Here is a 13,988-nt window from a genome sequence, read left to right on the forward strand (position 1 = left end):
GCAGGCGCACCCCGGCTGGTCAGGCTGCCGGAGACTGCGCTGCTGCCATCGCCGGAGCGTGCGTTGCGATCGCATCGCGCAGGGCCTGTTCCTTTGTATGATCTAGAGACGTCTTGAGTACGACGCCGCCAGTGCCCTTGATCGCTTCGAACACCTTGTCTTCCGTCATCTTCTTGATCTCGACGAACAGCGCAGCGCTTCCAGGCTGCAGGCTTTCCGAGAGGTCCTTCATGAAATCATCGTTGATGCCGTAATCCGAAAGTGCGCCGCCGAGCGCGCCAGACGCCGCGCCCACAGCAGCACCAAGCAGCGGCATCAGGAAAATCATGCCGACCAGCGTGCCCCAGAAGCCGCCCGAAAGCGCACCGGCCGCGGTCGTGTTGATGAGCTGATTGAGCTTCACCTTGCCGTCGTCGTGCTTGACCGCAATCACGGCATCCTTGATCTCGATCAGATACTCTTTTTGAAGATCGAACAGCTTCGTGCGCATTTCCTCGGCCTTTGCCTCGGACGGATAGACGATGACAACGAGATCAGACATGGGGGCTCACTCCACCTGTAGGGTTCCTGGCAGCCCTTCATCGGGCATCGCAGCATATTTGCCAATGAAATAGATCAAATTGACGAATGCTCGAGCGCGAGAAATCACGAAGCGGTAAATGCCCGGTTAGAACCACCGCTTCGACCACAAACGGATTAGTGCGACGACCGCTTGGATGTGCGCCCCTTGCGCGGCTTATCCGCCATCAGCCGGCGAATTTTAGTGGCGTCGCCTTGCAGCGTGATCCGTAGATAGGTCGGCAATCCACCATGTCCATCCGCACCGTCTGCGATCGAGCTGACGAAATCCCCGATCGTCAACGGCCTGTCGAAATGGCGCGTAACGATGTCGTGATCCGGATAAACCGCCGCCGCTTCGTCGACGTCAGCCAGAATGATCGGATCGTGCTCGGCTGCTTCGTTGTACGAATAAACTCGATTTGCCATTGCCGTCTCTCCTGAGCGTCCGCCGCTGCGGACGACGCCTGTATGGGTTTGAAACTAGCGGCTCTGCAGGGTCGCTTTCTTTCTCAAACGATCTGAAATTGTCCGATTGCACGATATAGAGCGCATTTTGCCGGAACAATTGCGCCGAATGGAATAGGGCTTTTACTTTCTGATTTTTAAGCCATTGGACGGATTCCGGAAAGCTTGGCTTTGGCACATTCGCGTCAACCCCAGCCCGGGGCCAGTGCCAATCCCGCGCACTGCACCTCGTAAAATCAGGAAGACTACGAATGGATGAGACCAACATGAACGCGCCGCAACAATTGGGTGCCGGCCGCGTGATTGCGCGCCACAAAGCGAAATTGGCAGCCTGCGCCGCAATGATTGCCGTTCTCGGCGCCGGCGCTGTTTTCGCGGCAGAGAAACCCGCCCCGAATTCTTTGCTGACGCCGGTCGCAGACGTCAGCACATCAAATGCGCCGCAACAGGCCGTTCCGAGCTTTGCGAATCTGGTCGAGCGCGTGAAACCAGCCGTTGTTTCCGTATTCGTGAAAGCTGAAGAAGTCGATCAGGTCGCCGACTCCGGCCAGCCCGGACAAGGCCAGAACCCCTTTGAAGGCACGCCTTTCCAGGGCCTTCCGTTCCAGTTCGGACCGCAGTCTCAAGATAGCGGAAAACCACACCTGATGCAGGCACAGGGTTCAGGCTTCTTTATCTCGGCAGACGGCTACCTGATCACCAACAACCACGTTGTTGATCACGCCAAGAGCGTCGAGATCATGACCACGGACGGCAAGCGCTACAAAGCCAAGGTCGCCGGCACGGATCCCAAGACCGACCTCGCGCTTCTCAAGGTCGATAGCTCCGGAGACTTCCCCTACGTCCGCCTCGCGACGCAATCTCCGCGAATCGGCGACTGGGTCGTCGCGATGGGCAACCCGTTCGGCCTCGGCGGCACGGTCACGGCGGGTATCGTCTCGGCAAACGGACGTGACATCGGCTCCGGCCCTTACGACGATTTCATTCAGATCGACGCCCCTATCAACAAGGGCAACTCTGGCGGCCCGACGTTCAATCAGAACGGCGAAGTCGTCGGCGTGAACACGGCGATCTTTTCGCCGTCCGGCGGGTCGGTCGGCATCGCATTCGACATTCCCGCCGACACGGTGAAATACGTTGCCGAGCAACTTCGCTCGAGCGGTCACGTTACACGCGGCTGGATCGGCGTCTCCATTCAGCCTGTCACGGCCGATATAGCCGACAGTCTGGGCCTGAAGGAAGCCAAAGGCGCCCTCGTCGATGAACCGCAAGATGGCGGCCCAGCGGCTCGCGCCGGATTGAAGTCGCAAGACGTGATTGTTTCCGTCAACGATCACGAGATCAAAGATGGCCGCGATCTCGCTCGGACCATCGCTGCGGTATCGCCAGGCTCGCAGATCAAGATCGCCTACATCCGAAACGGCGAAAAGCACAGCGTCGACCTGCACGTCGGCAAGTACCCGGATGGCAAGACCGCCAAGAACGACCAAGGCTCCGAGAGCGACTTCAAACTCGGCATGACGCTGGCTCCGGCCGATCAGGTGGACGGCGCCGGTACGCATGGTGCGGTCGTGATGAATGTCGATCCGGAAGGCAAGGCCGCCGAGAAAGGCATCCAGCAGGGTGACGTCATCCTGTCCGTTGGGGGCAAGTCGGTCTCCGGGCCGGCCGATGTCAAGGAAGCCCTGCGTGCGGCTAGGAACGCCAACAAGCGCGCCGTTCTCATGCAGTTAAAGACGGCACAGGGCGATCGCTTCGTCGCCGTTCCGACCACAAGCCAGGGCTAAGAGCTCAAAATGCAATCGGCAGCGGATAGAGATATCCGCTGCCGATTGAGTATGAAGCATCAGGAGTGACGTACAATCAGTGGCGCGTGGGTTCGCTGTCCCGCCCGAGGGCCTTATCGATGCATTGAATCATAGCGCCACCGTCAAATGGCTTGCTTAAAAAGCCGATCGCGCCGGCAGCATTTACGCGCTGCCGTGTCCGCTCTTCCGGAAAGGCCGTAATAAAGATCATCGGCAGATTATGGCCCTGCGCCTGAAGATGCGACTGTAATTCCACGCCGGTCATGCCCGGCATGTTGACATCGGTGATGACGCACGAAATTTCCGGCAATCGGGCCGAGTTCAAGAATTCTTCCGCTGAAGCGAACGTAGTTGCCCCGAAGCCGAGAGACCGCACAAGGCTCTCGGTTGCCACGCGAACCGCCTCATCGTCATCGATGATGCTGATCAGGGGATTTTTGGACACTTCGGCAGTCCTTTCGAAAGATTAACGCGGATTGAACCGCATTTGCCAACTCAACCTGCCGCTTTTGCGCTCGGTTTTAAATTATACGCTGGTTTGTAACGGATCGGCCTTTCGGACTGCGCCCTCGAAACGAAAAGCGCGCCGGCTGCGTTCAGGCCGGCGCGCTTGGGCGTCAGAACATCTTCCGGGGGGTGGGGACAGCCCCGTGGGGGAAACGGGGCAGAGATGCTTCTGACAAACCCTCTAATTAAGCGGTTAATGAGAATTGGGGCCCAGGGCGACCCTGACGCGACCAACATTGCCATCGTCGCGACAAAGAATATTCCCTCTCCGCACAATAGATTCCTAAAATGCACGACCCCCCCTCGACGCTAAAAGCCTTTGCCCAACAAAGCGCGAGGAGGCTCCAGCATGCGGCGAGCGCGGTTCGCACTAAACTCCCAACCGCAATATCCATACGAAAGTATGAGCCGACTAATCTGACGATGTAGGATCCCAAACGCTCGTAGAATGGAGCGCCACAGCTCGCTTCCGTACCTTCCCATCACGCTAGGCCAGACACGGATCAGCATTGATCCAAGTCACGCCGGCCACCGAAGCGGTTAGAAAATGGGAAGGTCTCACGCGATGTCGCTCCAATTGACCTCAGACTTCCACGGCAACACAGCACAGCATCACCACGTCGACCCGGCCATTTTGGATCGCTTGGCCAAGGCATTGGTGGAAGCCGGCGTCAATCCCGAGAAGCTCGACCGTCACGCCGAAAATGAAAAGCGCCTGGCGATCGTCGCGCGCCTCTTCGAACTTCCGATCTCGCCTATCGCCAAATCAGAGCAGGAACAGCCAACTCGTAGGGCGCCGTCGGCACTCCCGAAGTGGCGCATGAAGCGTGTGGTTGAGTACGTCGACTCGCACATCTCGGAGCAGATCACGCTGGCCGACCTCGCCTCGGCGGCGGGGATGAGCCGCATGTACTTTGCCAGCCAGTTCCGCGTCGCAACCGGCATGCGGCCGCACGACTACGTGCTGCACAAGCGCATCGAACGTGCGCAGCACCTGTTGTGCACAACATCAGAATCGCTCGTCGAAATCGCTCTCAGCGTCGGCTTCCAGACGCAGGCGCATTTCACGACGATCTTCAAGAAAATCGCTGGCAACACGCCGCTTCGCTGGCGGCGCGAACAGCAGGCCTGAGCGGTGATCCCGCTCAGGTAGTCCTCATGGCGCGGTTCAGAAAACCCATCGACTGATCCGAGTTAAACCGCGAGATCTTTCCTCGCAGCTAGCCGGAGCACATTGGGCCGATTGGCCCACCCGCGCGGATTACCCATTTCTATTTCTGATTTTGAGTACCGGCACCCTGGTCGGGCACACGTGTGCTCATATTCCCTGTCGCAGGCAGTTTGCCTTCATCGCCCATCGTGTGAGAGCCGGACGTTCCGCTGCTCGCTCCGGTTCCTGCGCCCATTTCTGGAACGCGGGTCGTTGCGGAGTTGGTCGCTGGAAGTTTTCCTTCATCGCCCATTCTGTGTCGCGTAGGATCGTTTGAAGGCTGCTGATCTTCGGAGAATGCAGGAAGAGGGGCGAGAGCGAGGACGAAAGCGGAAAAAGCCGCTGCCAAAATAACTTTCATCACATTGAACTCCTTGGTTACAGCCGTTTTTGCCCCCAAAGTGTCCCAGACCCGTATGCGGACTATAGCAAGAGTTCATGTCGAATGCACAAAATGGCAGGCGATTTTTTCGATAGCAATTTGAACGCGTCGATTGAAGATGAGACTTTCCTTCACAAATTCTGCGTCTTTTCCAGCGGCGCCAAGCCTTTGGCGACGCAAAATTTGGCGAAATAATCAATTAAATTGCGGTGTTCGATCCGCGAATGCGACGAGATGCAATCGGCCTCAAGAAGCACCCCACCATCCGTAGACTGAATGAAATTCTGAGGCAGGTCGCTCCTGCTTACTTGCGAAGCGATATCGCTTTCAAGAATCTCGCTCCATCCATTCCTGTCGATGACATGATCGTTGACCAGGAGGCTGCCTTCCGCACAAGCTTCAACGAAAGCTAGCAACTCATTCACGTTAACTGCCGAACGCCTCGGCTTCGGCACGAGAATTGTGGGACGAATTAAAACCGGTTCACCACTTACGACCATGGTGGGGTGCAATGCCGATCAGCAATGTTTTCGAACGTGATCCGGTGCTTGTAGATCTTGCGCTTCAGGGCGGCGGATCCCATGGCGCATTCACTTGGGGCGTTCTCGATCGCTTACTGGAAGAGCCCTGGCTCCGGATCGATGGCGTGTCGGGCACATCGGCTGGCGCAATGAACGCCGCCATTCTCGTCTATGGTCATCATAAAGGCGGCGCGCTCGGCGCACGTGAAGCACTTGCACAGTTTTGGCGGCGCGTGGCCGAGGCAGCGCGCTTCAGCCCATTTCAACGAGGACCGCTTGACGTTCTCCTCGGCCGCTGGACGCTCGATTCCTCGCCCATGTACATCGCCATGGATCTGATGTCGCGGCTTGTATCACCTTATGACGTTAATCCGCACGGCGCCAATCCGCTTCGCGACATCCTTGCCGAGGTCATCGATTTTGATGTGCTGGCAGAGGCGCCGATTCATCTTTTCGTCACCGCAACCAACGTGCGCACCGGCCGCGGCAAGGTTTTCAAGAACGCCGCTGTGACACCCGACGTTCTACTCGCCTCTGCCTGTCTGCCAACGTTGTTTCAAGCGATTGAAATAGATGGTGAAGCCTATTGGGACGGCGGCTACTCAGGCAACCCGACGCTCTCGACGTTGGTGCAAGAGTGCGAATCCGAGGACACGATCCTTGTCCCGATCAACCCTATCGAACGTCCTGGAGTGCCCCGCTCGGCCAGCGACATTCTTAACCGTTTGAACGAAATTTCATTCAATTCGGCGGCGCTCAAGGAGTTGAAGATGATGGCGCTCCTCCGCAAGGTTGCCGATCCTGGTGACGGGGAGGGCCAGCGATGGGCGCGCATGCGGCTGCACGTTGTCCGCAATGACATCATGGCTGAGCTGGGTGCCTCTTCCAAACTCAACGCCGAATGGGCTTTCTTCGAATATCTTCGCGAGGAAGGACGCAAAGCGGCGCAAACCTTCCTTGAAGCCCATGTGCACGATCTCGGTCGTCGCTCGACGCTCAACCTCGACATCCTGCTCGAAGGAATTTGAAACATGGGGTTGCTTGGCATTCTGATCGCGCTAGGGCTGCTGATCTACCTCGCCTATCGCGGCTGGAGCATCCTGCTGCTTGCACCCGCTGCCGCAATCATTGCTGCCGGCCTTTCCGGAGAACCGCTGTTGGCGCACTGGACGCAGACCTTTATGCGCAGCGCAGCCCAGTTCGTGATGCAGTTTTTTCCCATTTTCCTTCTCGGCGCCTTGTTTGGAAAATTGATGGAGGATAGCGGCTCGGTATCCGCCATTGCGGACTTTATGACGGAACGATTGGGAGCCAAACGGGCCGTTCTCGCCGTCGTTCTGGCTGGCGCGCTCGTCACCTACGGCGGCGTCAGCCTGTTCGTTGCTTTCTTCGTGCTCGCGCCGATGGCGCACGCTCTTTTTCGCGCCGCCGCTATTCCGAAGCGGCTGATGCCCGCCGCCATCGCGCTCGGAACGTCTACGTTCACCATGTCGATGCTGCCGGGAACGCCTGCCATCCAGAACGCCATTCCTATGCCGTTCTTCGGCACAACGCCGTTCGCTGCGCCGGGACTTGGAATCCTCGCCTCCGCCATCACGCTCGGCTTCGGCCTGTGGTGGCTGGCTTTGGTCGAAGCCCGCGCGCGCAAGAACGGCGAAGGTTATGATGGTACCGCGGCGGCTGCTATGGTCGCGGCAAAAGACGAAAAGATCCGCGAACGCGCCACGACCTCGGGCACCTTCGATCCCGCCGAGGTCGAGCACGGCGCGCAAAGCGCCAAGGCGCCGCCGATTACCATCGCGGTCTTACCGTTGGCCATCGTCGTCGGCGTCAATCTTCTGATGTCGACGCTTGTGCTGCCGCGCCTCGACACCTCCTATCTCGCCGAATCCGGGTGGGGGTCGACCTCGTTATCCGCAGTAGGTGGCATTTGGGCCGTCGTTACCGCACTCACCGTCGCCATCGCGGTTCTCATAGCCCTGAATCTGAAACGTTTGCCGAAGCTGCGCGAAACCATGGACGCCGGCGCGAATGCCTCAGCGCTGCCCGTACTCAGCGTCGCCAGTTTGGTCGGCTTTGGCGCCGTTGTTGCGGCTCTGCCTGCTTTCGCGGTGGTGCGCGACTGGGTGCTCGGGATCGAAGGCGGCCCCCTCGTCTCGCTTGCTGTAGCGACCAACGTCCTGGCCTCGCTGACCGGATCAGCATCGGGCGGCCTCACCATCGCGCTCGACGCCTTAGGGACGACATATCTCAAGATCGCTCATGAGCAAGGCATCAACCCGGACCTTCTGCATCGTGTCGCCGTCATCGGCGCCGGCACACTCGACAGCCTGCCCCACAACGGCGCAGTCGTCACGTTGCTCGCCGTTTGCGGATCGACGCATAAGGAAAGCTATCTGGATATCGTGATGGTAGCGATTGTCGGCGCGCTCATTGCGTTGGTGGCCGTGATTGTTCTCGGCACGGCGTTCGGATCTTTCTAGACCGCGGCCTCACGCTCGGGCTCTTTGATCCCGAACCAAGCAACGTAGAGCGCCGGCAAAACGATCAATGTGAGCATTGTCGCCACAAACAAACCGCCCATGATCGCAAAAGCCATTGGGCCCCAAAAAACGGTCGGCGCAATCGGTATGAAACCGAGAACCGTGGAAATCGCTGTCAACATGATGGGGCGGAAGCGGGAGACCGTCCCCAGCACGACCGCGTCCCAGGTGTCGCGCCCGCCCGCACGTTCCGTTTCGATTTGCTCGATCAGGATGACGGCATTGCGAGCGATCATGCCCATCAACGCCAAGATCCCGAGGATCGCGACAAAGCCGAGCGGCCGCCCCGACATGAGAAGCGCGGCGACGATGCCGATCAGCCCCATCGGAACAATGCACAAAACCAGAATCAGGCGACTGAAACTATGTAGCTGCGCCATTAGGAACAACAGCATCAGGAACAGCATCAACGGCACCTTGGCAAAGACCGAGGCTTGCGAGTTCGCACTTTCCTCTACAGTGCCGCCCACATCGACCCGATATCCCCTCGGAAGGGCCTCACTAAGCTTTTTGACGGCCGGAGCCAAAGCCGCAACGGCCGCTTCCGGTGTCGCGCTTGACGCCACATCCGCCTGAACTGTGAGCGTCGGCAGACGCTGTCGCCTCCAGATCAAGGGATATTCTTGCTCGAAATCAAAAGTAGCGACCTGTCCAAGCGGCACGGTTCTCCCGTTGGCGACCGGCAACTGCAATGCGCGCAATGTTGATAGCGACACCCGTTGCTCATCAATGGCTCGAGTGACGACGTTGACGAGATATATGTCGTCTCGCAGCTGGGTGATCGGCGTGCCGGTCGTGACCGTATTCAAGACTTCAGCCAAAGTCTGCGAGCTGAGACCCAGAAGCCGGGCTTGATCCTGATCGATCTGGATGCGCACCTTTCTCGCAGGCTCCATCCAATCGAAATTGATGTGCCGCACATTCGGGTCGTCTCCCATGATCTCGCCGAGTTGCAAAGCAGCCGTGCGAACCTTTTCGACATCGGGACCGGTCACGCGATATTGAACCGGCCAGCCGACGGGCGGCCCCAGTTCCAGCGGCGAGACGCGAGCCATCACACTCGGCAATTGTTCCGCGAGTTTCTTTTCGAGCATGGCCTGGAGACGCTCCCTCGCCGGCACATCTTTGGCGATGACGACAGCCTGAGAAAAGAAGTCGTTGGCCAATTGCACGTCGAGCGGCAGATAGAAGCGGACGGCTCCGCGCCCGATATAGAGGCTCCAACTCGCGACGTCCGGATCGCCTTTGAGGATCGCCTCCAGTTTCGTCGCAGCCTGCTCGCTGGCGAATATCGACGCGTTTTGCGGGAGTGCCAGATCGACGACAAGTTCCGGCCGGTCCGATGCCGGAAAGAACTGTCGAGGTACCAGCGGAAGCGCCAACAGCGAGAGGACGAAGCATCCCAGCGTCGCCCCGATCGTCAGCCAGCGTCTACGCATCGCGCCGACGAGGACGTCGTGGAAAATACGAAGAACCCAGCTTTCCTTTTTCGGCGCGTCCGGATCAGGCTTTTTCAAAAGCCAGACGCCGAGCAATGGCGCAAACAGGACCGCAACAAACCATGACACGATCAGCGCGATCGTCACGACTGCGAAGATCGAAAAGGTATATTCTCCCGCGGCGCTCTGCGCGAAACCGATCGGCACGAATCCCGCAGCCGTAACAAACGACCCCGTCAGCATGGGAAAGGCCAGCGACTTGTAGGCAAACGTTGCTGACTGTTCTTTGCTGTCTCCGGCGGCCAAGCGGGAGGTCATGACGTCGACGGTCGTCATCGCATCGTCGACGAGAAGGCCCAAAGCGATGATCAAAGCACCAAGCGAAATTCGTTGCAGATCAATGCTCAGCCATTCCATGATCGGAAAGACGATTGCCATGGTCAAGGGTATCGACAGCGCGACGACCGCGCCGGGTCGAAAGCCGAGGCTGATGATGCTGACCGCCATGATAATGGCGATGGCCTGCCAAAGCGATTCCGTGAATTCGTTGATGGCCGTTTTCACCACCATCGGCTGATCGGAAACAAGCGTCGCATCGATCCCGATCGGCAGATCGGCCATGCTCTCTGCGACCGCCTTTTTCACGTTTGTTCCGAGGTTCAGAATATCGCCGCCATCGCGCATGGCGATCGCAAGCCCGATCGCAGGCTTGCCGTTGACGCGAAACATCGGCTGCGGCGGATCGGAATAGGCGCGCCGCACTTCCGCAATGTCGCGCAACCGGATCAGCCGCCCGTTGGCGTAGAAATTGACGTTCAGAATGTCCTTTTCCGACCGGAAAGACCCTGACACCCGTAAAATGAGCTTCTCGTTTCCGGTTTGAAGAACGCCCGCCGGACTGACCGAATTTTGCGCCTGCAGAGCCGCGATCAGAGCCGCCCTGTCGATCCCGAGCCCTGCGAGTTGCTGCGTTGAAAACTCGACATAGATCTGCTCGTCCTGCGCACCGAGGACGTCGATTTTCGAGACATCCGGAACCTGCAGCAAGCGCGAGCGGATATCTTCGACGTAATCGCGCAACTCGCGGTGACTGAACCCATCGGCCGTGAAGCCGTAGATCAGTCCGAAAGTGTCGCCGAAATCATCATTGAATCCAGGCCCCACGACCCCCGCCGGCAACGTATGGCGAATATCACCAATGTTCTTTCTCACCTGATACCAGATGTCAGGAACGTCCGCGGGCCTCGTCGAGCCTTTCAGCGTAACGAAAATCGTCGTTACGCCGGGCTTTGTGTAGCTACGAAGAAAATCGAGGTCACGCGTCTCTTGAAGCTTGCGTTCGAGACGTTCGGTAATCTGTTGTAGCGTGTCCTCCATCGTGGCGCCGGGCCATGACGCCTGTACGATCATCGTCCTGAAAGTAAAAGGCGGGTCCTCGGCCCGCCCCAACCGGAGATACGACGAAAGGCCCGCGAACGTCACCGCAATCATGATGAATACGGTGAAGGAGCGATGCTTCAGTGCCCATTCGGACAGGTTGAGTCCACTCACGAAGATGCTCCGAGCAGCCTGACCTTTTGGTCGGGGTGCAACGCCTGAACACCCGCCGTCACCACGATGTCACCCGCACTCAGTCCATTCGATACGACCACTGTTGCAGGATCGAAGCGCTGAACCTCGATATTCCGCAGCGATACAGTAAATTTCGCAGGATCGACGATCCAGACCGCAGGCTGGCCATTGCTGCGGGTCAGCGCACTCGCCGGTATCGTCATACCGGGAGAAGCCTTCTGGCGCATGCTCCCCGTGACGGTTGCACCGAGGCGCATCGTGGCCGGAGGATCAACGAGACTGACTCTGACCCGAAACGTGCGCGTCACCGGATCGGCCTGCGGATCGACTTGCCGCACCCATCCTTTCACTTTCACAGACGGGTTGTCCGTCAACCCCACCGTAATCTCGGGATCGGGCGGCGCAGAGTGAATGACTTGCGCCGGAACATCGAAAACAGCGTCCCGACCCTCGATGCGCGCAACTTGAAAGACCGCTTGGCCGGGCTGTACGACCTCACCCGCTTCGGCAGACCGCGAGGTGATGGTCCCCGTGACATTCGCCTTGAGTTGAGTGAAGCTGACGCGATCCTGCGCGATTTCCAACTGCGCCTGGGCGTCGTCCTCTCGCGACTGTGCGGTGCGTAAATTCTGCTGCGCCTGATCGAATAGCATCCGCGTGGTATGCCCGCGGGTTAAAAGCTGAGTCTGACGATCATAATTGTTCCGCGCCTCAACGAGTTGGCCCTCGGCCGCGGAAAGAGCGGCCCTCGCCGATCTAAGTGCGTTGAGTTCGTCCTGAGGATCGAGCTTTGCCAGGACCTGATCAGGCACGACATGGTCGCCCACGCCGGCCAACCTCTCGATAATCCTGCCGCCGATCCGAAAGGAAAGAGCAGCCTCGTTTTCCGCCTGAACCTGGCCGGTCAACGTAACAAGTTCACCCAGTTCACTCTTTTCAACGGTGACTGTTCGAACGGGGCGTGGCTGCTGATCTTCAACCTTAGCCTGTTCCCCACACCCGGTAACCAGAACAGCACACGCTGACAGACAGATCATCATGCCGAGCAGGCTGCGTCGTGCTGCATTCATGGCAATGACCCCGGGGATCTAAATCTTCGTCCCTCAGCGAAATCGATATAGTCGAAAAGCAAATGCGCGAATTAAATCGCCACGAAGAATTTCAGCATACATACTACTCAACGAAGTCAAAATTGAACAAATCGACGAAAAAGGGAGATGGCTAATGCAAAGGAAATGGCTTTTTGCAATTTCATTGTGCATTGCGATGACCGGGCTCATCGGCATTGCGACGCCACGGGCAAACGCTGGCGCGCTCGTTTCCAGCGTTCAGATTATCAAGCCCTCAAAATCGAGCATCGTTGAGAATGCGCGTTATCGGTGCTGGTGGCGCAACGGACGCAGACACTGCCGTTGGGTCGGCGGATGGCGCGGTCCCCGCCACTGCTGGTGGCGGAATGGTCGTCGCATTTGCCGTTGGTAGGCACTGCGACGCCTCGCGTCTTTTCTCCACAAGAATGACGAATGCGCCGGGGCCGTTGCTCCGGCGTAGAGGACAGCAATAGCGCTTCGTCCTCATCTCGATGGTGGACGATCGAGAAATACGACGCAGAGATTCAAATCGCCAAGGAGCGAAACTCGCCCTGACCAGCGCTCAAGCTCAAGGCCGCTCAGAAGCGGAAATAGTTGAACTTCATTGGCGCAGCTTCAGAGCGATCAACCTCGAACCGGAAATCGCCGCACCGGGGTGACGTGCCCGCTTCACGCAAACAAAAATGGTGTAGGTTCGAGGACTTCCTCGAACCGGAACCCGCGCGATGGGTTGGCGGGCGGCATCGCGCAAATAAAAATGGTGCGGTTGAGAGGACTCGAACCTCCACGCCGTTTCCAGCGCTACCACCTCAAGGTAGTGCGTCTACCAATTCCGCCACAACCGCAGTCCAGACCTGAAATCTGGGAAATCGCGAAAGGCATTGGCGCTGCCCAAATCCGCGAAGACGCCGACGTATCAGAGCCCCTGCCGGAACGCAAGCGGCAGATTGGCCTGAAAAGCACTGAAGGCGCAAATGTCGAGACTCATTATTATATATGCGGCATGGCGAACAGAATGCCGCAAGGTTGCTGGACCTACTTGAAAGCCTAGCGCGGCACGCACGACTTGACGGTCACAGGCGGTCAACAGTGAAGACGCTCACATCGAAACTTCCGAATGCCGGCACGCCTGCCCCAGTCGAGTGGGCCATCACCGAAGGCTACGTCGATTACGATTCTGCTCTGGAGGTCATGCGCCGACGCACGAGCGAAATCCGCGATGGAACAGCTAGGGAGCTTGTTTGGCTTCTTGAGCATCCCCCGCTCTACACCGCCGGCACCAGCGCTAAAGATGAAGACCTGCTGAACTCGAATGCTTTGCCGGTGTTCCGCACCGCCCGAGGCGGCCAGTTCACGTATCACGGACCGGGCCAGCGCGTGGCTTACGTCATGCTCGACCTCGAAACGCGCGGTCGCGACATCCGCGATTTCATCACCCGCCTGGAATTGTGGCTGATCAACGCCCTCGCGGAATTCAATGTCACCGGCGAAATTCGGCGCGATCGAGTCGGGATCTGGGTTCGCCGATCGTCGAAAGGGGAACAGGTCGAGGACAAGATCGCCGCCATTGGTCTTCGCGTCAGCCGTTGGGTGTCGAGCCATGGCGTCGCCCTTAACGTCGACCCCGACCTCTCGCAGTTCGGCGGCATCGTCCCGTGCGGCATCCGCGATCACGGCGTGACGAGCCTCGCTGACTTGGGCCTTCCGGTCTCCATGTACGATGTGGACGTCGCGCTTCGAACCAGTTTTCAGAAAATCTTCGGACCGACGAAGGTCATCGATCTGCCTGTCATCTCACCCCAGCCCGGGACCGGCACAAACGTCGGCTGAACGTCCGGTAAACTAAAAAGGCGCCTGCATCCGAGGGGGATACAAGCGCCCGATTACCG

General features: G+C 58.5%; 12 protein-coding genes and 1 tRNA gene. 5 read left to right on the forward strand and 8 right to left on the reverse strand.

Translation table 11 applies throughout. The features are described from left to right. Positions 1 to 19: 19 nt before the first annotated feature. Both RLW55_RS19080 and RLW55_RS19085 read right to left on the reverse strand, forming a co-directional pair. The gene (locus RLW55_RS19080; protein ID WP_414462150.1) at positions 20 to 541 is read right to left on the reverse strand and encodes a DUF1269 domain-containing protein; all 522 of its coding nucleotides are present in this window, start codon (positions 539 to 541) and stop codon (positions 20 to 22) included. Positions 542 to 696: 155 nt separating this feature from the next. Further along, a complete protein-coding gene (locus RLW55_RS19085) occupies positions 697 to 987 on the reverse strand; it encodes a hypothetical protein (protein ID WP_423415083.1) in 291 nt (96 codons plus the stop codon). A gap of 290 nt (positions 988 to 1,277) precedes the next feature. Here RLW55_RS19085 and RLW55_RS19090 point away from each other — a divergent pair, with 290 nt between their 5' ends. Next, the gene (locus RLW55_RS19090; protein ID WP_423415084.1) at positions 1,278 to 2,813 is read left to right on the forward strand and encodes a Do family serine endopeptidase; all 1,536 of its coding nucleotides are present in this window, start codon (positions 1,278 to 1,280) and stop codon (positions 2,811 to 2,813) included. A gap of 76 nt (positions 2,814 to 2,889) precedes the next feature. Here RLW55_RS19090 and RLW55_RS19095 read toward each other — a convergent pair whose 3' ends face one another. Then, the gene (locus RLW55_RS19095; RefSeq protein WP_423415085.1) at positions 2,890 to 3,279 is read right to left on the reverse strand and encodes a response regulator transcription factor; all 390 of its coding nucleotides are present in this window, start codon (positions 3,277 to 3,279) and stop codon (positions 2,890 to 2,892) included. A gap of 627 nt (positions 3,280 to 3,906) precedes the next feature. Here RLW55_RS19095 and RLW55_RS19100 point away from each other — a divergent pair. Then, positions 3,907 to 4,473: a helix-turn-helix domain-containing protein gene (locus RLW55_RS19100; RefSeq protein ID WP_423415086.1), complete on the forward strand. Its 567-nt coding sequence runs from the start codon at positions 3,907 to 3,909 to the stop codon at positions 4,471 to 4,473. A gap of 139 nt (positions 4,474 to 4,612) precedes the next feature. Here the strand turns inward: RLW55_RS19100 and RLW55_RS19105 are convergent, their stop codons facing one another. Next, positions 4,613 to 4,912, reverse strand: a complete 300-nt coding sequence (locus RLW55_RS19105; protein WP_409563240.1) for a hypothetical protein — start codon at positions 4,910 to 4,912, stop codon at positions 4,613 to 4,615. A gap of 152 nt (positions 4,913 to 5,064) precedes the next feature. Beyond that, a complete protein-coding gene (locus RLW55_RS19110) occupies positions 5,065 to 5,445 on the reverse strand; it encodes a hypothetical protein (protein ID WP_414462148.1) in 381 nt (126 codons plus the stop codon). Here RLW55_RS19110 and RLW55_RS19115 point away from each other — a divergent pair. Together RLW55_RS19115 and RLW55_RS19120 are read left to right on the forward strand one after the other, a co-directional pair. Then, a complete protein-coding gene (locus tag RLW55_RS19115; protein ID WP_423415087.1) occupies positions 5,445 to 6,482 on the forward strand; it encodes a patatin-like phospholipase family protein in 1,038 nt (345 codons plus the stop codon). The genes RLW55_RS19110 and RLW55_RS19115 overlap by 1 nt on opposite strands. 3 nt (positions 6,483 to 6,485) lie before the next feature. Then, positions 6,486 to 7,937, forward strand: a complete 1,452-nt coding sequence (locus RLW55_RS19120; protein WP_423415088.1) for a GntP family permease — start codon at positions 6,486 to 6,488, stop codon at positions 7,935 to 7,937. Here RLW55_RS19120 and RLW55_RS19125 read toward each other — a convergent pair. The 3 genes from RLW55_RS19125 to RLW55_RS19135 all read right to left on the reverse strand — a co-directional run bounded on the left by RLW55_RS19125 (position 7,934) and on the right by RLW55_RS19135 (position 12,944). Continuing rightward, positions 7,934 to 10,987, reverse strand: coding sequence for an efflux RND transporter permease subunit (locus RLW55_RS19125; protein WP_423415089.1), 3,054 nt, complete (start codon positions 10,985 to 10,987; stop codon positions 7,934 to 7,936). The two genes, RLW55_RS19120 and RLW55_RS19125, sit on opposite strands and share 4 nt — an antisense overlap. Then, positions 10,984 to 12,078, reverse strand: a complete 1,095-nt coding sequence (locus RLW55_RS19130; RefSeq protein WP_423415090.1) for an efflux RND transporter periplasmic adaptor subunit — start codon at positions 12,076 to 12,078, stop codon at positions 10,984 to 10,986. The genes RLW55_RS19125 and RLW55_RS19130 overlap by 4 nt, the downstream gene beginning before the upstream one ends. A 779-nt stretch (positions 12,079 to 12,857) precedes the next feature. After that, positions 12,858 to 12,944, reverse strand: a tRNA-Leu gene (locus RLW55_RS19135). A gap of 244 nt (positions 12,945 to 13,188) precedes the next feature. Between RLW55_RS19135 and lipB the strand changes: the two genes are divergently transcribed. After that, entirely contained in the window at positions 13,189 to 13,929 is a 741-nt protein-coding gene (gene lipB, locus RLW55_RS19140) for a lipoyl(octanoyl) transferase LipB (protein ID WP_423415091.1), read from the forward strand. Positions 13,930 to 13,988 lie beyond the last annotated feature (59 nt).

It is taken from the genome of Hyphomicrobium sp. B1, from assembly GCF_049532635.1.
Taxonomy (GTDB): domain Bacteria; phylum Pseudomonadota; class Alphaproteobacteria; order Rhizobiales; family Hyphomicrobiaceae; genus Hyphomicrobium_B.

Coding starts and splice junctions, on each gene's coding strand:
- RLW55_RS19080 (WP_414462150.1), bottom strand. CDS start 541: ATGTCTGATCTCGTTGTCATCGTCTATCCGTCCGAGGCAAAGGCCGAG.
- RLW55_RS19085 (WP_423415083.1), bottom strand. CDS start 987: ATGGCAAATCGAGTTTATTCGTACAACGAAGCAGCCGAGCACGATCCG.
- RLW55_RS19090 (WP_423415084.1), top strand. CDS start 1,278: ATGGATGAGACCAACATGAACGCGCCGCAACAATTGGGTGCCGGCCGC.
- RLW55_RS19100 (WP_423415086.1), top strand. CDS start 3,907: ATGTCGCTCCAATTGACCTCAGACTTCCACGGCAACACAGCACAGCAT.
- RLW55_RS19105 (WP_409563240.1), bottom strand. CDS start 4,912: ATGAAAGTTATTTTGGCAGCGGCTTTTTCCGCTTTCGTCCTCGCTCTC.
- RLW55_RS19115 (WP_423415087.1), top strand. CDS start 5,445: ATGCCGATCAGCAATGTTTTCGAACGTGATCCGGTGCTTGTAGATCTT.
- RLW55_RS19120 (WP_423415088.1), top strand. CDS start 6,486: ATGGGGTTGCTTGGCATTCTGATCGCGCTAGGGCTGCTGATCTACCTC.
- RLW55_RS19130 (WP_423415090.1), bottom strand. CDS start 12,078: ATGAATGCAGCACGACGCAGCCTGCTCGGCATGATGATCTGTCTGTCA.